General features: G+C 42.5%; 14 protein-coding genes and 2 pseudogenes. 11 read left to right on the top strand and 5 right to left on the bottom strand.

Translation table 11 applies throughout. The features are described 5' to 3' along the window. Positions 1–30 precede the first annotated feature (30 nt). The 5 genes from ACH2DQ_RS12990 to ACH2DQ_RS12970 are packed head-to-tail and all read right to left on the bottom strand — an operon-like array spanning position 31 to position 12,712. On the bottom strand, positions 31–282 hold the full coding sequence (locus ACH2DQ_RS12990; RefSeq protein ID WP_394914984.1) for an acyl carrier protein: 252 nt from the start codon (positions 280–282) through the stop codon (positions 31–33). Continuing rightward, positions 275–1,942 carry an AMP-binding protein gene (locus ACH2DQ_RS12985; protein WP_394914983.1) on the bottom strand — a complete coding sequence of 556 codons (1,668 nt, stop codon included), beginning with the start codon at positions 1,940–1,942 and terminating at the stop codon, positions 275–277. The genes ACH2DQ_RS12990 and ACH2DQ_RS12985 overlap by 8 nt, the downstream gene beginning before the upstream one ends. Positions 1,943–1,965: 23 nt before the next feature. Continuing rightward, positions 1,966–3,492, bottom strand: coding sequence for an HD domain-containing response regulator (locus ACH2DQ_RS12980; protein WP_395027003.1), 1,527 nt, complete (start codon positions 3,490–3,492; stop codon positions 1,966–1,968). A 23-nt stretch (positions 3,493–3,515) separates the two neighbouring features. Beyond that, positions 3,516–5,339: a histidine kinase N-terminal 7TM domain-containing protein gene (locus ACH2DQ_RS12975; protein WP_395027001.1), complete on the bottom strand. Its 1,824-nt coding sequence runs from the start codon at positions 5,337–5,339 to the stop codon at positions 3,516–3,518. 2 nt (positions 5,340–5,341) lie between these two features. Further along, on the bottom strand, positions 5,342–12,712 hold the full coding sequence (locus ACH2DQ_RS12970) for an amino acid adenylation domain-containing protein (RefSeq protein WP_394914979.1): 7,371 nt from the start codon (positions 12,710–12,712) through the stop codon (positions 5,342–5,344). Positions 12,713–12,789: 77 nt separating this feature from the next. Here ACH2DQ_RS12970 and ACH2DQ_RS12965 point away from each other — a divergent pair, with 77 nt between their 5' ends. The 11 genes and pseudogenes from ACH2DQ_RS12965 to ACH2DQ_RS12915 form a co-directional block, all read left to right on the top strand. Next, the gene (locus ACH2DQ_RS12965; protein ID WP_394914978.1) at positions 12,790–13,353 is read left to right on the top strand and encodes a 4'-phosphopantetheinyl transferase family protein; all 564 of its coding nucleotides are present in this window, start codon (positions 12,790–12,792) and stop codon (positions 13,351–13,353) included. 117 nt (positions 13,354–13,470) lie between these two features. Beyond that, positions 13,471–14,283 (top strand): alpha/beta fold hydrolase, encoded by an 813-nt coding sequence (locus ACH2DQ_RS12960; RefSeq protein ID WP_394914977.1) that lies wholly within the window; start codon positions 13,471–13,473, stop codon positions 14,281–14,283. 219 nt (positions 14,284–14,502) lie between these two features. Next, the gene (locus ACH2DQ_RS12955) at positions 14,503–16,734 is read left to right on the top strand and encodes a GGDEF domain-containing protein (protein WP_394914976.1); all 2,232 of its coding nucleotides are present in this window, start codon (positions 14,503–14,505) and stop codon (positions 16,732–16,734) included. A gap of 84 nt (positions 16,735–16,818) precedes the next feature. Beyond that, a complete protein-coding gene (rlmD, locus tag ACH2DQ_RS12950) occupies positions 16,819–18,342 on the top strand; it encodes a 23S rRNA (uracil(1939)-C(5))-methyltransferase RlmD (protein ID WP_394915007.1) in 1,524 nt (507 codons plus the stop codon). A 758-nt stretch (positions 18,343–19,100) separates the two neighbouring features. After that, positions 19,101–19,226: pseudogene (locus ACH2DQ_RS12945) on the top strand (SAM-dependent methyltransferase); the annotation flags it as partial. Positions 19,227–19,286: 60 nt separating this feature from the next. Continuing rightward, positions 19,287–19,475, top strand: coding sequence for a hypothetical protein (locus ACH2DQ_RS12940; protein ID WP_394915009.1), 189 nt, complete (start codon positions 19,287–19,289; stop codon positions 19,473–19,475). Between the two features lie 40 nt (positions 19,476–19,515). Further along, positions 19,516–19,989 (top strand): DUF3795 domain-containing protein, encoded by a 474-nt coding sequence (locus ACH2DQ_RS12935; protein WP_394914975.1) that lies wholly within the window; start codon positions 19,516–19,518, stop codon positions 19,987–19,989. A 52-nt stretch (positions 19,990–20,041) separates the two neighbouring features. Continuing rightward, positions 20,042–20,896: a hypothetical protein gene (locus tag ACH2DQ_RS12930; protein ID WP_394914974.1), complete on the top strand. Its 855-nt coding sequence runs from the start codon at positions 20,042–20,044 to the stop codon at positions 20,894–20,896. Positions 20,897–21,015: 119 nt separating this feature from the next. Beyond that, positions 21,016–21,366 (top strand): annotated as a pseudogene (locus ACH2DQ_RS12925) (23S rRNA (uracil-5-)-methyltransferase RumA); the annotation flags it as partial. A 49-nt stretch (positions 21,367–21,415) separates the two neighbouring features. Continuing rightward, positions 21,416–22,618, top strand: coding sequence for a hypothetical protein (locus ACH2DQ_RS12920; protein WP_394914973.1), 1,203 nt, complete (start codon positions 21,416–21,418; stop codon positions 22,616–22,618). Positions 22,619–22,675: 57 nt separating this feature from the next. Continuing rightward, on the top strand, positions 22,676–23,292 hold a 617-nt coding region (locus ACH2DQ_RS12915), incomplete at its 3' end, for a DUF1016 N-terminal domain-containing protein (RefSeq protein WP_395026996.1).

The raw sequence follows: 23,292 nt of genomic DNA, 5'->3' as shown, positions 1-23,292 counted from the left end.
GTACTGAATTTGTGCCCCCTGCTGTGATGATCATATCTGAAATTCGTGCCCGCCATCTTTCATGAGATAATCCACAACATCTTTTACCTGGTTCAACTGCCACACATCTTTTAATGGTATTTCAGTTAGGAAACGCTCCTCAAAGGCACAGACCAAATTGGCAACATCCAGAGAGTTTAATGCCAGATCCGTAACAAAATTTGTATCGTAGGTCAAATATTTGATTCCGGTAATCTGGTATATGGTTTCTTCAATAATATGAAATGCCTGTTCCTCAGTCATGGGCGCTATCACCTCTTTTCAATTTCTGAATGGATGTTTTGCGGAATTCTGTTTCGGAAATTTTAATGGAATAGATTCGCATGTAAGTAGGGAGAGCATGATTGAGTTCCAAAACTTCTTCTTGAATTTGTTCCAGAACCTGAAAGGAGGACATGCCGTGTGTCTGGGCTGAGTCGGCGTAAATAATTACGGAAAGCTTTACATCATCAGCGGATTTTCCGTTACTGGCACCATATACCATGGCCTCTTTTACCAGAGGGAGCTTTAAAATGCGTTTTTCCAGTTCTTCCGGCACTACTTTTTTACCATTGCTGAATACAATCAGATTCTTTTTACGGCCACTGATATACAAGTGGCCTTTTCGGTCCTCATATCCCAGATCCCCCGTTCGAAACCAGCCATCCTCAAAGGCTTTTCTGGTCATTTGAGGATTTTTATAATAACCTTTGAATACCGAGGGGCCTTTTATAAGAATCTCCCCATTTGAAAATTTAACTTCCATTTCCGGGAGCAGCACTCCTACGGAAGAGCACTTATTGTCTTTGTTGCGGTTGACGCTGACCAGCGGGCTGCATTCTGTAATGCCGTACCCCTGTAAAACGCTGATACCGTAAGCTTGAAATTCCCCTGATATTTCTTCGTTCATGTGGGCGCCACCGCTGATAATCAGCATCGCATTTTTTCCAAGCACCTTTTTAACAGCATCATTGAGATAAGGCTTACAAGGCAGATGGAGTCTTTGCAACTTTTCATATTTTTGAACAGCATTAATGGCTTCCTGGCGTATACCGCAGCGCTCCTGCTCCAGATGAATACTCTTTAACAGAGTCTCGGTTATCATTGGAACGGATAAGATCAGAGAGGGGGAAAAAAGTTTTAATTCTTCCATTAATGTTTTCAGGTTTCCGTTAATACAGATGTTCTGTCCCTGGGTCAGAACATTGATTGCACCGCAAACCAGGGAGTAGGTGTGGTACAGGGGCAGGGGAGTGAAGACCCGGTCTCCCGTTTCTACCAGAGCCTGGGCATTACAGGCATTGTGCAGCAGGTTACCATGGGTGAGCATCACCAGCTTTGATGCGCTGGTAGTACCGGAGGTATTGATCAGCAGTGCAAGATCATCTTCCTTAACTGAAGCCGTGACAGGGACCAGAACGGGGTCATCTGTATCGCAGGGAGATGACCGCCGAATGCATTCCCAAAAGGGGAAAATATTGTCATCCTCTCCATAGTCCATGGAAATAATTGTATTTACAGGGAAAGTATTTTCTTTCACGAGTGACATAAATTCCTGGGATAGGATGACTGCCTGTACATCAGCATATTCCAGCATGCTGCAAATTTCGATAGGTGTCTGTTCCACATCGATGGCGACGGTTACGCTGCCTATGCATCCGATTGCCCAGAATGCCACCAGCCATTCATAGCGGTTTTCACTGATAATGGCAATGTGCTTGCGAGTGAGTCCCATAGCGGTAAGTGCTTTTGCGAAAGCGCAGATGTCACCGGAGAGCTGCCGGTAAGTATATTCAAATAATTCCCTCCTGGGACTAAAAATGGTAATTGCCGTCTTATCTTTATGTAAAGGAGCCATTTTGGAGAGGCATTCCGGTAAGGTAGTATAACGGTGAATTTTATTTAGCGGATATTTTCGATTCATAAATTCCTCCATTGGGGTCTGATTTAATAAGTCCACTGTAATTCCTGGTTCATCTGCTCATAATCAGATTCAATGATGCTGATAAATTCATCAACCAGGCTGCCGTCGAATTGTGTGTTTCGCCCTTCGCGCAATTCGCAGAGCGCTTTTTCCAGAGTTAGTTTTTTTCGGTAATGGCGGTTGGACATCATGGCATCGAAGGCATCTGCAATGGAGATAATCCGTGCCTGGAGAGGGATTTCTTCTCCCCTGCGTTGATTGGGATATCCGCTCCCGTCATATCGTTCATGATGGGACAGAACGATATCATCCAGATCCTGGAACATGTCGATGCAGGAGAGGATCTTCGCTCCCATTTTTGGATGGAGGCGTATACTTTCATATTCTTCGTCTGTCAGTTCTCTGTTTTTGCATAGTACAGCGTCAGCAACGCCAACTTTTCCAATGTCATGGAGCAGACCGGCGATCCGGACACATTCACAAAAAGAATCGCTTTTGTGAAGTGCTTTTGCCAGCTTCAGGCTGTAATAAGATACCCGGTCGGAATGGCCTCCGGTATAGATATCTTTGGCATCTACCAGTAGCCGCAGAGCTTCTACTGTCTGCATATAGCTTTCCTTTAACTTGGATATCGCATTAGCAAGTGCCTTGTTATTGGTATTTAAGAGGATATTTAATATGGTATTATGCAGTGCAGTGGAAATCTGTTCCACGTATACGGAGACCAGATAAGCCTGGACCTCATCCAGACCTGTTTGCTTGTTCAGCCCGATGACTCCCAGCCAGGCATCGCTGCCGCCGGGAAGGGGCAGAAGAGCAAGGTTGTCCTGGAAGATGATTTTGCTTTCGGATAAACAGGTCTGGAACAGATCGGTACGGATTTCATAATCTTCCCTGTAAAAAGCATCAAACTCTTTATCGAAACAGCCCGTCCCGCAGAATACATTTTCCGGGAGTACATCCACCGGCATGGAACGTATAATATTTCTTGGTTTCAGCCACACAAAAATATTCCGGTTATCCAGGAGATGATGGATTTGTTCCATGATCTGGCCGGCAATTTCAGTCAGAGGCAGAAGATGATGCAGGCGGGGGATTCCCGAAAGTATCTGGGTAAGCCCGTCCTGGTATCGCTCGATGGTTCTGATCTGGCGGATAGATTTCAGGCTGCTTTCAACCAGCAGTTCCAGTTGGTCGAAGCGGTCTGTTTTTTCAAAATAGCCCTGAATATCTAATTCCCGGATGGTGTACAGGGGAGGTGCGATCTCTTTATGCCCCGTGAGCAATATAACGAATATCTTTTTGTCAAATTCCCGGAGGCGTGCCAGGACTTCATCGCCGCAGATCGGAGTCATCAAAAAGTCGAGAAGCAGTATATCATAAGAATGCTGCTTCATCTGTTCCAGGGCATTTATGGGGTCATTGGATGTATCTACGGTAAAACCGGATGCATCAAAATAAGAAGACAGAGCATCGGTGATATTGCAGTCATCGTCTAAAACGATCATTGAAAAACCATTTTTTTCCCTGCCTATTCTGTTCTTGCGCATACTAATACCTCTCTTTTGCTTATTTATTCGGCGGATACTGGAATTTTAACATAGAAGACAGCGCCGCCAGCCGGATTGTCCTCTACCCACATACTCCCACCAAACTTGCCCCTGATCAGACCCTCAGAACTATACAGGCCCAAACCGGTTCCATTTGCTCCCTTAGTTGTAATCATACTGTGAAAAAGTTTTTTCTTCACCTCAGGCGAGATGCCCGGTCCGTGATCCACTACTTTAATAATAATAAAATCATCTTCCAGATAAGGATTCAAAATGATTTCTCCTCCTTTTTCTTTCATAGAATACACCGCATTATCAATCAGGTTATTTAAAACCTGTACCAGATTATTGACATCTCCGCTCAATAGAAGATCGGAGGGTACTTTATTTATGATAGTCAGCTGGCATTTGTTTTTTGCCAGGTTGTGATTCATCAGCAACTGTACTTTTTTAACCACTTCATCCAGGGAGAATTCCACAATATCTGAGGTATTCATGTTGGTTGCCAGACCTTTTACCGTAGTTATGATATCAGACATATAACTGCAGCAACCGCGGATTTTTGACAGCCATTCCTTCATTTCCCGGGCAATTTCCTGGTGGTCTTCCAGGGTTACTGCCGGATCATCTATACTCAGCTGGTATTCGGTAACCAGATTGCCAAGGCTTTCCACATTTCCGGAAATAGACATAATAGGCGTTTTCAGATTATGGGATATTCCGCCCATCATCTGCCCGAGAGATGCCAGGCGTTCCCGCTCCATGGTACGGCTTAAATTCTGCTGTTCCCGTTTCATATTTTCTTTTAGTTCCGTCACATCTTTTAACAGTGCAACAACACCCACCATGTTGTTCTTCTGAAAAATCGGGGATACCTCCACAGAATAATAGAATTTTCCGTCATCCCGCCATACAGCCTGCTCATATGAAATAACGCTGATGGATTGTTTACATATATCAAAAAAATTCAAAAGATTATAGATCACGTCCTTTTTCCGGTCTTCCAGGGCATCTACGGCATTTTGAAGATAAGTATCCACTGTCATACCGTAAGATTCCCCAAAGGTTTCCTCAAACGCCTGGTTGGTATTCAGTATAAAACCATCGGAGGAAATGACCGCATAGCAGTCAGATATATTATTCAATATGTTTTCCTGGGCAGTTGGCTTGATCTGCAAAAAATTCAGGTAATAAATAGCAATGCCATGAAATGCGATCGTGACCAGGAAAGCCAGCGGCGTGGCGGTTATGGGCAGCGGAAGTATCTTCAGGGTTGCTATTAGATTAACAAGGACCGGGATTCCCAATCCGGCAGCAAATAAGGAGGCCTGCCAGGATATACCCTTGTTCCTGCATTTAAAGCCGTAGCGCAGGCTGATGATTATTGAGGCGATACAATAAACATAGTATTGTGTTCCCGATAAAATAAACAGCGGTCCAAATTCTACCTCGGAAACATAGATGGAGAAGTTCCGGTAAAACAGATGATGATACGGGTTCGTAAATACGACCAGTGATGTTAATACAGGAAGCAGGTAAAGCAGATAATATGCCTTTGGCAAATGTTTAAACTGCTTTACAAAGGTTATGGAAATCAAAAGTGTTGATACGACCATCAGGGCACATGCCGAACAGGTTATGGCATCCATCAGCATTAAAAGGTTCGTTTTGGAATCCGGAATACAGAGGATCCCAAGAATTGCAACCATCCAGATAAGCAAAAAAACGGAGGAAGCCACATAGAGCTTTTGGATCAGTTTTAAACGCCCCTTTGATATGCAGCTGGCAATGAAAAAAAGCAAGATGGCTATGGCGATGTCTACAATATGAGGTGCGATACCCTGCAATTTTATTCCTCCTTCCGGGTGCAGTCGAAGCACCGGCTGATTTTATTGAGATCCGGGCGGGGCCAGGTAAATCCCAGATGCTGCAGCTGATAAGCTGTATCTCTTGCCTGAATCTGAATCTGTGAATGGAAAGCAGTGCCGGAAAAATAAGCTTCTGCAACTGCCTGAATAAATGGAGAGCTGTTTTGGGCAGCCTGGCTGCGGAGCAGTTCTTCAAATTCTACCCGGTCTGCCAGCTCCATATCACAGCAGGATTTCAGGATATCACCCAGAGCAGATTCCTGGGGATTGATCACATGGAAAGCAGTTCCGGGCTGATATAATAATTTCACAATTGCCTCAGCGCACAAATCTACGCTGGTCAGTTCCATAAATACACGGTCAAACTCCCGGGGGATCTTTTTTAACATTAACAATCCCCGGATAATACGGTAAAATGCATTGCTGTCGGGGTTTAGCTGGAAGACACCGTCTTTTGCCCGGGAAACCAGGCGGCCCACCCGGAAGATCCTGGCATTCAGTCCATTTTCTATCGCCCCGGCTACCAGAGCTTCTGCAAGGATTTTACTCTTCGTATAGGGGTTATCCATCCAGTTCTGTCCCATATCCAGATCGTGTTCGCTGAAAAATACAGGGAGTCCCGGAGCATCCATAATATATTCCCCTGCCACACTGATTGTAGAAATGTGTATCAGAGAAGCGTTGGCATGTCTGGCAAAATCAATGACATTTTCTGTGCCATGGGTATTCGTATGTGCAAGCTCATCACCCGGGGCATAATGCCTTACATCTGCGGCACAGTGGATGACCATATCAGCGGTATCTGACAAACGATTATATTCCCCATCTGATATGCCAAAGTGCTCCAGTGTAATATCGCCTTCCAGGATTTCAATACGCCGGCTGACAAAAGAGGAAAAACTTTCTCCAAAATAGCTGGAAATTACTTCTTTCAGCCTTTGTTCCCCGCCGGTACGCACCAGACAGATTAATTTTTCAATTCCCGTTCCAAGCAGTTCATACAGCAGGTGTGCTCCAAGATATCCGGTTGCACCGGTTAGCAGAGTAATTCTGCTATTGGGAATGCTTCGGTGGTTGTCCGGCAGAAATCTTGCGAGTTTTGGAGAATCGGCATCTGCCTCTAAAGTGACGGCAGCTTCTGCATGAATCGGTATAAGCCTTCCGGTAATTTTCTGGGCCTGGCTTGACAGAGTGGGGCAGCTATAAAAATCATTTAAGGAAAAATCGATATGGTTTTTATAATATTGGCTGAGTACCATAATCGCAGTCAGAGAGGTTCCCCCCTGCTTAAAAAAGGATACGTTCCAGTCCACCTTTTTTCCCAGCGCTTCTTCCCAGACAGACTGAAGCAATGCCTCCTGAGGATTGGCAAGGGTCTGCTCCTCCTGGATGTGCGGTATGTTTTCTTTGGGCGGCTCCATTTCCATTAGCTGCCGGATATCCAGCTTACCGCTGGCTGTCCGGGGTAGAGCACTAACCGGTACAAACATAGAAGGAATCATATAGTCGGGCAGCTGTTCCATTAAATAATCCCGTAGTTTTTCTTCGGTATACTGATTAGCCGGAACCAGATATCCCCGCAGGGACTGTACCAGATCATTGTTTTTTACCGGAACCACCGCAGCTTCGGAAGCAAAGCGGGACTGAATGATCTGGGAGGCAATTTCTTCCGGTTCAATCCGGTGGCCGTTTAATTTCAACTGATTATCAACACGTCCCAGGCACTGCCAGTTTCCATCTGCGCGAAGCCGGCCAAGGTCACCGGTTTTGTACATGCGCTCATTATTGCAGAGCAGATCCGGAACAAATACCTGGTTTGTCAAATCCTCCCGGTTAATATAGCCTGCAGCCAGGCATTCTCCTGCAATGTAGATTTCACCTATTGCAGTGGGCGGAAGAGGACGCCTGTTTTCATCCAGAAGATAATAACGGCAATTTCCGATTGGCTTCCCTATATGTATGCTACCCGAATCCGTTACATTCCCCAGGCAGTTGTGAACGGAGGTTTCCGTAGGTCCGTAAATGTTGTATATCCGGGCATTAGACAGTTCCCGGATACGGTCTCGTAGTGAAAGCGTCCAGGGTTCTCCAAGCAGAATTATGATTTCGGTATCTTTTAAAGCCTCACAAAATGCAGTGTTACTCAGACACATCTGAAGCCTGGAAGGGGTCATTTGTATGATTCTGCTCTGGTCTTTATGAATCCGCTCAGCAAGTTTCCAGGGCAGGAGCATTTCTTCTTCATCTGCGATGGAGATACATCTGCCGTTGGCAAGGGCAAGCAGGGTCTCTGTTGTAAATACGTCAAAAACACAGTTGGACGCACAGAGAACGGGGCTGCCGTTTTCACCGAGCAGAGGGGTTACGGTACCCGAAAGGTTGGAAATAGCCTTGTGTACCATCATGACACCTTTTGGCTTGCCTGTGGAGCCTGACGTATAGATCACATTTAACACGTCTTCCGGCGTTCTCTTAAGCTCCGGCGTCCAATTGCCGTCCAGCGTAAAGTCCAGTGGCAGCACCGGGCAGGCTGAAATGGCGGGCGGTGTGACAGCTTCTCCCAGCAACAGCAGTCTTGCCTTAGCATTTTCCAGCATATAGGAAATGCGTTCTGCCGGAAAGTCAGGATCTACAGGGAGATAAGCAGCGCCGGCTTTTAAGATACCCAGCATGGTCACCGGCATATCTCCGTCACGTTTTGGCATAAAAGCTACTACATCCCCATGGAGTACGCCTTCCCGGATCAGGTAAACGGCCAGGGAGTCGGAGCGCTGTTTCAACTGGGCAAATGTATAACTTAAATTATCCCCCCAGCATACAGCCTTGCTCTGGGGAGAGAGAAGTGCATAGCGGTCTGTCATCTGATCAATCATTGCCGGATCATAAGGCATCCGCATCTGGCTTGGTATTTCCAGCAGTTGCAGCTGGTCAATAGGTGCAGTGGGAGACACTTCACTAAGAGGCATCTCGGGATGGTGCAGCATGGTTTCTAAAATATGCAGGTATGATCTGCTGTAAAATTCCATGGTACTCTGGTCAAATAAGTCTTTTGCGTATTCCAGGGTAAAGCGGTATTCGTCACCGGTATGTATCGTCTCCAGGTGTAATTCCATTTTCACTGCATGAATGTCGGCGGGTACCATGTCAAGGTGGGCATCACCCAGCATAAACTGGGAGGGATTCACAGGTGCAAGGGAAAACAGTGCGTGGTACAGCGCCTGGCTGCCGCGGTTTTCTTCCCCCTGTGCCAGATTTACAATCTCTTCTAATGAAAGATCCTGGTGCTCCAGCATATCCAGTACATCCTGTTTTACTTCCTTTAGATAAGCCATAAAATTCTTATCAGAAGAAGGATTTAATAAAACAGGCAGCGTATTTACAAAGACTCCGGTAAGTTCAGCCAATTCCATGTGCCGTCTTCCGGATACGGGAGACCCGATGATCAGGTTCTCATTCCGGCTGAATTTGGAAAGCATGAGGGCATAAATGCCAAGCAGCATCATATATGGAGTAACCTGGTGTATTTTACAAAATTCTTCAAAAGGTGCCAGAATATTTTTCGGCATGTTAAAAGAGATTTTTCCGCCTTCCCCTGTAAAATCTTTCGGGCGTGGGCGGTCAGCAGGCAGTGTCCACCGGGGGATTGGTCCCTGCAGCCGGTTTTTCCAATATTCCCGCTGTTCTAAGAGCCACTCTTTTGGCTGCTGCTCCATCCACCAGGCATAGTCCCGGTATCGTATGGAAGTCCGGGCTTTAACTTCATTGCGGTAATACTGATCCAGTCTGGAAAGGGTGAGGGCACTGCTGATACCATCTGATATAATATGATGCATATCAAACAGCAGATACTGCTCCTGTGTCTCTGTTTCAGCCAGCATCACACGAAAGAGGGGAGGGACAGCCAGATCAAATGGCCGTATGAAAGCAGCCAGTGCTTCCTTAGGACTGTTATGGCTTCCCCGTTCCAAATGAAAGTCAGTTTCCTGGTGAATGCGGGATACTACCTGCATTCCTTCCATTTCAAATCCGGTACGCAGCATTTCATCATCTGTAATTAACTGCTGCAGTGCTGTCTCCAGACGATCTGCTTCAATGGGAGCAGATACACGGAATACACCGGGCATGTGGTAGCTGATACCGGTAGGATCTATTTGCTGCAGGACATAGAAATTCTTTTGTGCCGCAGTGAGTGGATAGGTATTGCGTTCCGGTGCCGGAGGTATTTTTTCCTGCCGCCCGGTTGCAGCAACTGGTTCTCCCCTCAGAAAGTTTCCGAAGCGCCGTATGGTGTTATTTGCATATAGATCGGAGATTTTTGGCAGCTTTTTAAAGGCAGCTTCTACCTCCGTAAGCATGGCTACTGCATTTAAGGAATCTCCGCCGGAGAGAAAATAGTTGGTATGAATGCCAAGCTGTTCATTAGACAGAAGGCGTCTCCATATCTCAAGTAACTTCTCTTCAATTGCATCAGCAGGAGCTTCGTGTTCATCTGGTAGCTCCGGTTTCGGCAGATTTTTATAATCCGTTTTACCGTTGGCGGTAAGGGGGATTTCAGGCAGCTTCACAGCTAGTACCGGCAGCAGGTAATGGGGGAGGTAGCTGGATGCAAATGCCAGCAGATCTTCCCCGAAAAGCTCATGGTCTGATGTGAAATATGCGATTAAATGTTGGTCAAAAGCACGAACCGCAACATTTTTAACTAACGGATGATTCTGGAGCTGTTCTTCAATTTCGGCTGGCTCAACCCGGTGGCCCAGAATCTTCAGCTGACTGTCAATACGTCCCAGGAAGACAATCTCCCCTCTGGAATTCCAATATCCTAAGTCACCGGTCCGGTAGAGGCGTTCCCCGGGCAGATATGGGTCGGCTACGAACTTCTGGGCGGTAAGTTCCGGAGCCTGGAAGTACCCTGCGGCAAGGCAGGAGCCCCCGATATATAACTCCCCGGCAGAGCCGATGGGAAGCGGGCGCATGGAATCATCCAGGATGTAAATACGGCAGTTTGCCATCGGTTTTCCGATAGTGATCATCTCATTGCCGGAAACAATACTGTGGCTCACTGCAACGGTGGCTTCTGAGGGACCATATTGATTATAAAGCCGTGCAAGCGTACAGGAGCGAAGCGTCTGGTAGATCTCCGGAGAGAGACTTTCTCCGCCGCACACAATGGTTTCGATGCGGTTCATGGCACCTAAAAAATCAGGATCTTTTAAATAAGACTTCAGTCTGGAAGGCGTCATGGATAGAAAACCAACGTCAAAACGCTCGATCAGTTTTGCCAGTGAAGCAGGATGATTCATCTCTTCGTGAGAAGTAAATACAATAGTTCTTCCGTTTAGCAGTGCGCTCATGCTTTCCAGCAAAAAGGCGTCAAAACTCACATTGCAGATAGAAAGAACGGCACCCTTTGGATAGAGGGAAGCCATATTGTTAGCCAGGTTTAACACACTGTACTGGAAGATCTGGACAGCTTTTGGCTTCCCCGTACTGCCTGATGTATATACCAGATAAGCCAGGCTGTCGGAAGTAATGACCGGCATTTGGTCAAGAGTGAAATCTGCCGTCTGATTCCCTAAAGGTACCAGGAGACTTTGAATGCTGCCGCAGGGAATGGAAGTGCCAATTACTACGCCTTCTTCCGTGATGCAGTAGACAGCCCCGCTTTCAGATAAAAGCTCCAAAATCCGGTTCTCCGGCATGGTTCTGTCTAATAACAGCCAGGCATTGCCGGATATGGCAACTGCACACATTGCTTTCAATAAGGCTTCACTGCGGTCCAGTAACAGGGCAATGGTCTGATTCCCGTCCGAAACATCAGTGACCAGATTCCGGGCAATGGTAAATGCGTCCCGGTAAAGTTCTCCGTAAGTTGTACGGCGCCCGCTGCAGATGACTGCCGCACGGTCCGGTGCAGAGACGGCTTTGTCACGAAGGACATCCCGCAGTGTACTTTCCTTTGGGTACCAGGCATCTGTCTGGTTAAAATCAAAGATCAGGTGTTCTTCTTCCTCTTCACTGATCACAGAAAGATCCGCAATTGGAACATCCGGATTCATAAGCGCATTATGGAGAATCTGCATTAAATGACGGTGAAGGGTATCGATCTCTTCTTCTGAGAAAATCTGCGTCAGGTAGTCGTAATCTACTAGAAATCGGTTATCTGTATCACGGCTGCTCAGGTGGACACACAGGGACTCCGCCTGATATCCGCTGTAAAGCCAGCGGCCCTCCAGCGTCACCTGTGCACCTCTCAGATGATGGATCTGTGTGTTCTGATAGGAGAGAGCTATGCTGAACAGCTGGCTGGCTGCCAGATCACTTTCGTTTCCGGAAATTGTTTTTTTGATCTCACTAAACGGGAAACGCTGATGATAAAGCAGTTTGAACCAGTCATTTTTCAGCTTTTCATTAAATTCCTGAAAGGAAATTGTATCATCCAGTTCATTTACGAAAGGCAGGGTATTCACAAACATGCCGGCAGTCTGCTTTTCCTGGTAATTGATGCGGTTTACTGTTGGTACCCCAATGCAAAAGCGCGTCTGGCCTTTGATACGTTTTAAATAAATGGCAAGAACCATATAAAAGACAGCAAAAGGAGACACCTTATTCTGCGCACAAAAGCTCCCGATCATTCGGTTGGAACGATTAGAGAGAGAATAAGACTTACGGATACCCACAGGACTGATATGGGCATACTGGTATTCTTTTGTAAACGCAGGTGGGATATCGGTCAGCATATCCTGCCAATAGGCGCGGTCTTTGTCACTTCTTTTGGAAGCGAGATAGTCCAGTTCGGTCTGGATATGTACTGCGTATTCGGGCATAACCGTGCAATCTGGTGCTTCGTTCTGGAGCAGACGAAAATAGTTATGGATGATCTGGTTTGTGACAAGGGTTTGAGACCATGCATCTGCGATAATATGATGGATCTTTGTCAAAATGCCTCCGGTATTTTCAGACAGTTTAAATATAATCATCTGACAAAGCGGCGAGTCACAAAGGGTGATATGTTCTCTGGCAACCGAAACGTCCCATATAGATGCACCCTCCTGGTTTGTTTTGGAAAAATCCAGAAAAGGTGCTGTCTTTGGTATTTCCGGATCAATATATTGGAGCGGAGTATGTTCCTGAATGGTGATCCGGGTTCTCAGCGTAGAGAAGGCTTCATAGGCAAAGGTAATGCACTGCTGCAGCAGTTCTGCATTAAAGTTTCCTTCTATGCGCAATACGGTACAGATATTGTTAATCGGAACGCCGGGATTCGCCATTTCCAGGTTCCAGATATTCTGCTGGCTGTAAGATAGAGGTAAGTATTTTATCGTAGTATCGTCTGCAAAGTTATGATTATCCACTTTTTTTCCTTTCGTACAATGAACTTGACATAAAAATAAGTATCCAATAGAATGTAGTCATGATTGGAGTACTGTCAATGAATACGGTGAATTTTTATGATGTTTTTGTTTACATATGTAAAGGTACCGACCCGTCTCTTCGCAGCCGGCGTCTTCAAAATTGTGCCCGGCATTTTGCGGGGCTCTTTGGAGAGGAAATCAGCTGCTATACAGAGAAATATGGCAATGATGGAAAGCCATATTTCTCGGAAAACAGAAAAGTCCATTATTCAATTTCCCACAGTGGGGAATACTGGATGTGCGCGTTTCATAAAGAACCTATCGGTTTTGACTTACAGGAGCACAGAGCGATTGATTTTATGAATATTGCGAAACACTGGTTTCATCCGCAGGAATACGAATCAGTTCTTGAAAAAGGCGCAAACCAATTTTACGATATTTGGTGCGCCAAGGAGAGTTATCTGAAATATATGGGAATGGGACTGTGCCAGTCAATGAAAGAGTTTTCAGTAATTGAGGAAAATAAACTGAAAAATCGATTATTAGACACAGAACTGGTAAATATTTCCAGAAAGCCCGGATATTCTTTGTGCATATGTGCAGAAAAAATCATAAATATTTATTTTTTGGTATATTTCTAAAAATTGTATAGCTTATTATACAAGGGTTGACCATATAGTGTCAATAGAGGAAATTTTAGGCTATCCCGATTTTGCGGCATCTGCATATACTGGTAAAAAAGAGATTGGATACTGTTTATGTTTTATGTAAAATCGAATGATGGTACGAAATTGGCTGTTTATGATCCCAATCCACAAGGAAAATGGGTAATTGTTTTCATCCATGGATGGCCTTTGTCGCACAAAATGTATGAATATCAGGAGGAATTGCTGCTAAATTGCGGTTTCCGCGTGGTATCGATGGATTTGCGGGGTTATGGAAATTCAGATGCTCCAAGATGTGGTTACTATTATGACCAGATGGCAAGAGATATCTATAATGTGATAAAAGCGCTGCGCCTGAAATCTTTTATATTATGTGGATTTTCTATGGGCGGAGCAATTGCACTGCGCTACATGAATTGTTATCAGGGATATGGGGTTCACAAATTAATACTTATTGCAGCTGCAGCGCCAAGCTGGACACAGAGGGAAGGCTATCCATATGGGATCCCACGGGAAAAGGCAGATGAGTTTATCTGTCAGGCGGCTGCGGACAGACCGCAGTTATGCCACGATTTCGCTCATGAGATGTTATTTGCAAGCCCCCACAGCGAGCCTTTGAAGAACTGGTTTGAAGATATTGCTTTGTCGGCATCCGGAATTGCAACTATTCAGTCCGCTTATGCATTGCGGGACGAAGATGGAAGAGAAGATCTGAAAACAGTACACGTTCCTACCGCAATTTTTGCAGGCGCCAAGGATCAGGTAGTATTAAAGGAACTGACGGATTACCAGCATCGGGAGATTGCCAATTCGAAATTATATGTACTGGAAAATAGTGCCCATGGGGTATTTTATGATGAATTGGACCGGTTTAATGAGTGTTTTCTTGAATTCATAAACGAATAAACTGGATGAAGGAAGGAATGGAATCCATATAAAAGTTGCCATTCCTTCCTATTATTATAGATTCTGGTCATATAAACAGCTTTGTATCTAAAAAAGCGCTTGCTGTTTGTTACCTCAAATTATATAATGATGTTATATGGATGATACTCATACAAAGGGCCGCTGAATAGAATGACATGAGAATGTAAATCTACGGGGTATTATTCCGGGGGATGGAAATTGAAAAAAAGAATTATAAAATATCGGTCGGTTTTTCTGGTGCTTGTCTTATTAATAGCAGCTATAGTAGCAGGTGTAATTTGTGTGGACTTTACATTGCAGACAAATAATAATTCCCAGAAACTTTCTATGGACATTACAGCAAGGGATATTCAAAAGAAGTGCATAAATATCTCGTTTATTCTGGATGATCATTTTTCGGATATGGAATCCCTGGCGACAACGATTTCCAAATTCGATCATTATGACAACGAAGATTTGATGGACATCCTTGCACAGTTCGGGGATCATCATGACAATTGCCGGGTAGGTGTAGCTGATTCTGATGGACGGACTTATGAAAATGGCATGGAGGAAATCTCCATCGCTGACCGAGATTATTTTAAAAGCGCCATAAAAGGCGGAAGGGTTATTTCTGACCTGATTAAATCCAAAGTAACTGGCGAGTACAGTATTATATTTGCAGTGCCCATATACCGGGAAGGAAAAGCAGTGGGGGTATTGCGTACCGTCTATCAGAATATACAGTTAAACCGCCTCCTTCATGTATCCGGAATGGATGCCCAGGAAAATGCCTATATTGTGCAAAGGGATGGAACTATTGCCCTGTCCATGAACGGAGAACTGTGTGGAGAAAATATTAAGGCAGCATTGGGGACTGAGACAGCACAGGAAGACATAGATCAAATTCATTATAATATGGGGAAAACCACGGTGGGAAATCTGGCTTTTGAGGTGGATGAATCCCTGTACTATTGCAATTATGCACCTGTGCCGGGCGGAAAATGGTATCTGTTTAACATTTCATCAGCATCAAAGCTTGGGGTATATACGTCTAAAAGTACTGTTACAGGCATGTTTTTTATGGTTAAAATGGTGGTATTGTTTCTGGTCATTATGGGAGGGATTTTGTGCTACCTGTATCTCAATAACAAGCAGATGCGCAAACTGGCGAATTTACTGGAGAACGTGTCCAGCCATGCACCCGGAGGAATGTTCCGCTATGATCCCAAAACCATGCAGCTTTCGTTTATAAATAAAGGATTGTTCCAGATGCTGGGCTGTCCGGAAGAAGAGTTTAAAGAGTATTACCACAACAACTATCTGGAAATGGTTTATGATCCGGACAGGCAGATGGTATTAGATAAAATAGAGAAAATGCTGCCGGATCTGCCGGAACGAAAAAGCTTTAAAATGAGGTTTCGGTTAAATTCCCACTCCACACCGGCCTACTGGGTGCAGCAGGTCAGCAATATTTTTGAAGAAGAAGGGGAGCTGCACGTCTATGGAATCCTGGTAGACATTGAAGAATATAAAGCATTTGAAGATGAACTGTCATTTAACAACCAGCGATATAAAATTATTGTAAACCAGATGGAATCCTGCTTTGTGGAATATGATGTCCGTAATATGCACATTCTTGTGATGCAAAATTTTGAAGAGATGTTTGGCAGGAAACTGGAGCAGGGGATCGAAGAAGACGAAGGTAAAAATTTCGTATTTGAAGAAGACTGGCTCATGATTAAGGAGCATTTCCGTAAAGTTCTCTGCGGGGAAAAGCCCTATGAAGAGTGTGAAGGTAGAATAAAAAAAGAGGATGGGTCTTATCTGTGGTGTCTCATCCGTTTCTATTCTATGGTAGATGAAAACGGAGAAATCAGCCGTCTAATCTGCAAGATAAACAACATTGACAAACGCAAGCGCCGTTCTATTGAATTAGAAAGTAAGGTGCAAAAAGATCCGATGACAGGTCTTTATAACAAGAGTGTATCCAAAAAACTGATAGAAGATCATCTGGAATCAGCACCAAATGATATTCAGGGATTATTTGTTCTGGATATCGATAATTTCAAAGGCATCAACGACAACTATGGACACCACAATGGAGACCGGGTTCTGAATATGATGGCAGAAATCCTTCACAATCTGTTCCGCAAAAGCGATGTGGTTGGAAGAATTGGAGGAGATGAGTTTATCGTATGCATGAAAGACTGCTACAATGAAGAATATGCCATGAAAAAAGCAGACCAGTTGTCACAGGACTTCGCTGACATCACGTCAAAAGCAAAAATTGCTGCAACCTGCAGTATCGGTGTGGCACTTTATCCAAATCATGGAAAAGACTGGGATGAATTATTTGAAAAAGCTGACATTGCGTTGTACCAGGCAAAAAGACGAGGGAAAAATCAGTATGCGGTTTATTGTGATGATGGGGCTGTGGAGAAAGAATAACTATGATAAATACCAATATAAAATAATAGAAAGATAACAGGTGAATTCGTGAAGGCAGGAACAGAAAGAAGAGAAATGAAAAAGATGGGTGGCCGAAAGGATAATCAAAATAAGGATTGGGATCGGAAAGATTTTGATAAAGGCAAGCCAGGGAAGAAGAAGGCCGAGGCGATAAATAAAGGTAAGGCATTCAGAACAGCAGCAGAGATAGATGATATCAAGGGAAACAAGGGTTCAGGAATAAAGAGGGAAGATTGGAAAAATAAAAAGACGAAATCCGGGCAGGATGGGAATAAAAGAGAAGATAGAAAACCGGGAGCGGTGACGGGGAAATGGGAAAATAAAAAACCGGGAGCGGCATCCGGAAATAAACAATTCGGCAGATTAAACGGGGACACTAAAAAGAATGGTAAAAAGACTCTATTTGCAGAAAGACAAAAAGAAGATACGAAAAAAGGAAATGGTATGGCTGTGTGCCCTGTTTCTAAAAAATGCGGTGGATGTCAGTACCAGGGAATTCCTTACCAGGAGCAGTTAAAATTAAAGGAAAAGGAAATTCAAAAGTGGATTGGAAAGTTCTGTAAAGTAAATGCTGTGATTGGAATGGAAAATCCGTATCATTATCGAAATAAAGTTCACGCAGTTTTTGACCGGGATAAAAGAGGAAATCCCATCTGTGGTGTTTACCAGGCGGGAACCCACAATGTGGTTCCAATAGAATCTTGCATGATAGAAGACCAAAAAGCCGATGAAATCATTCAAAGTATACGGGGACTTCTAAAATCATTTAAAATCAGAACGTATGACGAGGATACCGGATATGGACTCCTTAGGCATGTGCTTGTGAAACGTGGATTTACCACGAATGAAATCATGGTGGTACTGGTGACAGCCTCTCCTGTATTCCCATCCAAAAACAATTTTGTCGGAGCCATTCGTAAACTTCATCCGGAGATTACAACCATCATCCAGAATGTAAATGCCAGAGGAACCAGCATAGTCCTTGGGGATAAAGAAAAAACACTGTTTGGAAAAGGCTACATTGAGGATGTACTCTGTGGCTGCACATTCCGTATCTCTTCCAAATCCTTCTATCAGGTGAACCCGGTACAGACGGAAGTTCTGTACAAAAAAGCCATTGATGCAGCGGGCCTCACAGGAAAGGAACTGGTAATTGATGCATATTGCGGCATTGGAACAATCGGTTTAATTGCAAGCAAAAAAGCAAAGCGGGTAATTGGCGTGGAGTTAAACAAAGATGCAGTCCGTGACGCAATAACCAATGCCAGGCGCAATGAGATCGAAAATGTAAAATTTTATTGTGCCGATGCAGGAGATTTCATGGCGGATATGGCAGCACAGGGCGAAAAAGCTGATGTAGTATTTATGGATCCGCCAAGAAGCGGAAGTACAGAACAATTTATGGATTCCATGGTGCAGATGGCACCGGAGAAAGTGGTTTATGTTTCCTGTAATCCGGAGACGTTAGGCAGGGATTTAGAGTATTTGACAAAGAAAGGGTATGGATGTAAGGGGAGTTGGGGTGTGGATATGTTTGCTTGGACTGGGCATGTGGAGACCGTCGTGTTGCTTGTGCGGAAACCTTGATTCTACGGGCGTTTACGAGGTTTTGAACGGGAAATGGAGTTGTGTTTTTAGAAATTGTAAGATGGATAAGTTTCTCTAAATAGGGGGACGGGGTAACGCCGGATAGTTTAATAATGAAGGTTTTGCCGGATAATGTAAACAATCAGGCAAAACCCTTACTATTTGGCAAAAGGTTAACGATTCGGCAAAAGTGGATACTATGCAGCAGAACTATTTGCAGACATTTATTTTAGAGCCAAAAATCTGCTCCGATTATGGACGGTTTATCTTAAATATAGTAAACTGAACTAAGTGGGAATTAGAATTTACTAAAGGAGAAGAATGTGATGGAAAAGTAAATAAATTTGAATTTGGGGAGGGACAAAAGTGAGTCTTACTTTTGAAAAAATTAGTTTATTTCAAAGAGGGATATTATATCAACAATTAGTAGAGGGATATTCTTTTGATAATAAGATGGAAAGAATATTGTGAAAGGGATTGGATAGAGTATGATGATTTTTTCTTTGAAAATTTAGCTATTGCAGATAAATATGGATATTAGATGATGTGCCTATTGGACATATTTCATGAATGGCGAGGGGATATGACTCATCCCCGGAGGGCAATTACACTAGATCTCACAAGGTGGAACTAATTAAAAAGGTTGTGCTCAAAGATGGCGACAAGATCATGGATATTGCTTGCGGCAATGGGTATCTGCTTTGAGAACTATCTAAAAAAGCGAAAGTCAACGCTTATGGTGTAGATATTCGGAAAATATGGTTGCAGTTGTAAGGGAGCGACATCCCGACTTTGTATTCGAAGCGCAGCCCTGCGTTACGCTTGGCTTTGATAACGAGAGTATGGATGTTATAACAGTATCCTGTGCATTTCATCATTTTGAGAATCCACAGGATTTTACCTGTGAATGTTTGCGAATATTGACAAAAAACGGGAGAATTTATATGGCCGAACCGTTCTTTTCTCCTATGGTGCGGTGGCTTGCCAACACGGTAGTATTTGTGTTTTACAAAACAGGTGATGTGAAGGTATATAGTCAAAAGGAATTAAAGATAATGTTTGAATTGGCTGGATTTACTGATATTGAGACATACATATCTGGTACGATATTATTTTTTTCAGCTGGAAAATAAATATTCAGAATCCTAATATGAAAATAGGAGTTGACAAGATATGAAAATGCCTGAGAGGATAGAGCCGGACATGTTTGCACCCTGTGGCATGAACTGCCTGGTTTGTTATAAACATTGCTACCATAAAAATCCATGCGCAGGCTGTCTGAAAAGTGACCAGGGAAAACCAGAGCATTGCAGGAAATGCAAGATTAAAGATTGTGTGGCGAAGCGGCGGATTACATATTGTTTTGAATGCCCTGAATATCCCTGTAAGCAGATAAAAGGGTTGGAAAAAAGTTATAATACCCGCTATCATGCAAGTATAATGGGAAATAGCAAAATGGTAAAAGAACAGGGAAGGGCGGCATTTTTGGTACAGCAAAAAGAGAACTATACTTGTCCGGAATGTGGAGGAATTATTTCAATCCATGATTCAGAGTGCAGTGAGTGCCAGTGTTTTTCTGGATGGAGACTTGTGCTGGGACATGCATTCATTCCAGGTGATTCCGGAAACGAAATGGAAGGTACTTAAGAACATACACAGATAAGTATAACAAAGATAGATGATAAAGTGAGGGAATACCATGGGAAAATATACTCCATTAACAGATTGGCTACATAGTCGGAATGTTGATAAGATAAGCTTGTCATTCAGTGAGATTGAAGAAATTATTGGAGTGGGTTTACCACCTAGTGCTTACAAGTATAGTGCCTGGTGGATAAATGATGAAAACCGCTCTCAAGGTAAAAGCTGGATTAACGCAGGGTATATCGTAACAAATAATACACGAATACATAAAGAAAATGTGGTGCGATTCAAAAAAATGGATTGCATTTGCAATAGATATCAGAATTATTGTGCAAAGAGCAATTGGTATGATTCGGGAATTGTATATAATGATTTAGTAGATTTGTTTTTAACTGCAAATGGCAATATGATGAAAAACAATTCTGCTCTTTTTTATTCGAGTTCATCAGAGAGATCTATCTGTGGAGCACTTATGCTCAGTGTACATGACTGTTTGTGTAACACTCCATTTCGGGAATATTATGTAGATGTAGAATATAATAGGAACCGTGGAGGCCTTGTTAAAACAATCATTGATAAAAATGAAGTTGTTACTAACGTTACATGTGATTTGATTTTACATAGTAGAGGTACATTTAGTGAGCAAGACAATTTAATTGCAGTAGAAATGAAAAAAGCGACACGTTCGGAGAAGGATAAAGAATCAGATAAAAAGAGACTTATAGCTTTAACACAGAGCAAAAATAGTGTGTGGAGTTATGGTGGAGAAGCTTTTCCAGAACATGTTTGTCGCTATATTCTAGGGGTATATTATGAGATAAGTAAACAATGTGATTCCATCTATCTTGAATTCTATCGTCAAGGTCAGAAAGTAGATACGATAGAAAGAAAGATTTCCAAAAGGTATTGATTAATCAGTAGAAAATACTTGTTTGATAAAGGCCTAAAATCATTATTTATTAAAGTTCTGATTTATGGACAGAATACGCTTATACTTTTGCCATGCAGTATATACCCTCTATCCCACCGCATGTGGAGACGGTTGTAATGCTTTCCCACAAAAAACCTGATAGCGTAATCAACGTAAAAGTGGAGTTTGGCGAGGGTGAGGGCAAAGTACCGCTTGACAATATCGCTAAGAGAGCCGCAGCATACAAGCCGAAAGAGCGAGTTACCTACAAAATGATTAAGGAGTATATAGAAGCATAATATGGATTTAAAGTACATACCGCATATATAGCAGAAGTAAAACGGGATTTAGGCTTGCCGATGTACGATGCTCCTAATGCGGTAGAGGGATTAAAACAGCCGAGGAAACATCCGACGGCGGAGAAAGTGGAAGCAATCAAAGATGCTTTGAAGCATTTTGGGATGACATAAATAGATATAGATTATTAGTGTTTTATGGATGAATGGAGGGAGAGTCATTTTGAATTCTTTATTTCCTGATAAATTGTGGAACTATAAAAATTTTAATATGGTTACAGAGTTAGATATTGCAGGCGAATTTATTTATGATGGGGTACATATGCTCAATCAGATAGAGGTGATAAATCAGGATTCAATGTTATTTTCTTTATTATATCATGTATCTGTAGGAATAGAACGACTGCAAAAAATTGTATTGGTACTTTGGGAAAAAGTTGAATTAGATACACATGAAGAATTTGAAAAAAGTTTAATTACGCATAGTCATATTGCACTTAACGAACGAATTTGTAGAAGTGCAAATTTGAAAATGAATATTCGTGAAAATGATTTTTTGCAATTGCTTACTATTTTTTATAAATCTGCGAGATATAATCGTTTCAATTTAGAATCTCAGTATAGCAGAGAGCAAAAAATGTTTGCGAAATTTATTAAAAAATACATTTCTTTAGATAAATTACAATACCATTTTATAACGAATAAAATTTTGATTTCGAATGATGTAAAAGAACTTTTAGGTAGGGTGATTGGAGGACTTTCGAAAAAGTACTACCAGTTGGTATATGAAGGCTGTACAAAGAATCAAACTTATACTTATGAATTACGTAGTGGTTCAAAAGCAGAGAAAATCTTTTTATCAAACTATCCGCAAAATTCATTGCAAAGGCAAAAAATGGACGAAAGAGTCGCATTGAAAGAATTGCTAGTGTATTTTAGAAATTCTGAAGATAGTAATTCTTTTACAAGATTTCTTGATGGAATTGAACCTTTAGAATTAGATATTGGCTTGGTGAATGAATATATTCAAGAAATATGCAAAGGTATTGTTCCACAATCACTAATAGATGAGGTAGAATATTTGTATGGGGAAAATGAATATTCCGTGGAACGATTGGAAATGGTCGATGCCATAGGAAATACAGATATAATATTTGATATGCAAGATATTCATCAATGTTTTTTGCTGATGGATGATTTTGTAAATGGTTCACATAATTGCAAAAAATTTGCTGAAGTATTTCCTGAAAAACTTGAGATGGTAGAAGATGAGTGTATAGATGAAGTGTTAGATGGAATAGCTGAAATTTGTAAGAAGTTCCTTGAAGGTAAGATAGAATCAGCTTCTTTCATTATTGAAATAAAATCTTATTATACTAAATTTGTAAAATTTTATAATTATGAACAAGATGATGCGGATATATAATTTTAAAGGAACTGTTTTAAAATATATAAAGTCGGATAATGAGAAGGAGACAGTTTGATGAATCAAAAGTTTTATGATGAAATCAAAAATATTTTATCTTCAGCAAGAAATAAAGTTTATCAAACCGCCAATTTTGCAATGGTTGAAGCTTACTGGAATATAGGAAAGTCAATTATTGAAGAGCAAGGTGGTAATGAAAAAGCAGAGTATGGTACAGGATTATTAAAAGAATTATCAAAACAAATGACCCAGGACTTTGGAAAAGGTTTTACAGTAACAAATTTGAAGTATATGAGGCAGTTTTATTTGATATTTCCAAATGGTCACGCATTGCGTGACGAATTAAGCTGGACTCATTATAGACTTTTAATGAAAGTGGAAAATGATAAGGCAAGAAAATTTTATATGCAAGAAGCTGTAAAATCTCAATGGAGTACCAGACAGCTTGAGCGCCAGATAAATTCTTTCTTCTATGAAAGGTTATTATCCAGTAAAAATAAAGAGCAAGTTGCAATGGAAATTCAGACAGTGGAGCCAGTGAAGAAGCCAGAGGATGTTATTCGTGACCCGTATGTGTTGGAATTTCTGGGACTGACACCTAATGATGACTTTTATGAAAGTGATTTAGAGCAAGTGTTAATTACACATTTGCAGAAATTCCTTGTGGTACTTGG

The sequence above is a fragment of the Robinsoniella sp. genome (genome assembly GCF_034124845.1).
This window is presented reverse-complemented; position numbering and strand designations above follow the sequence as displayed.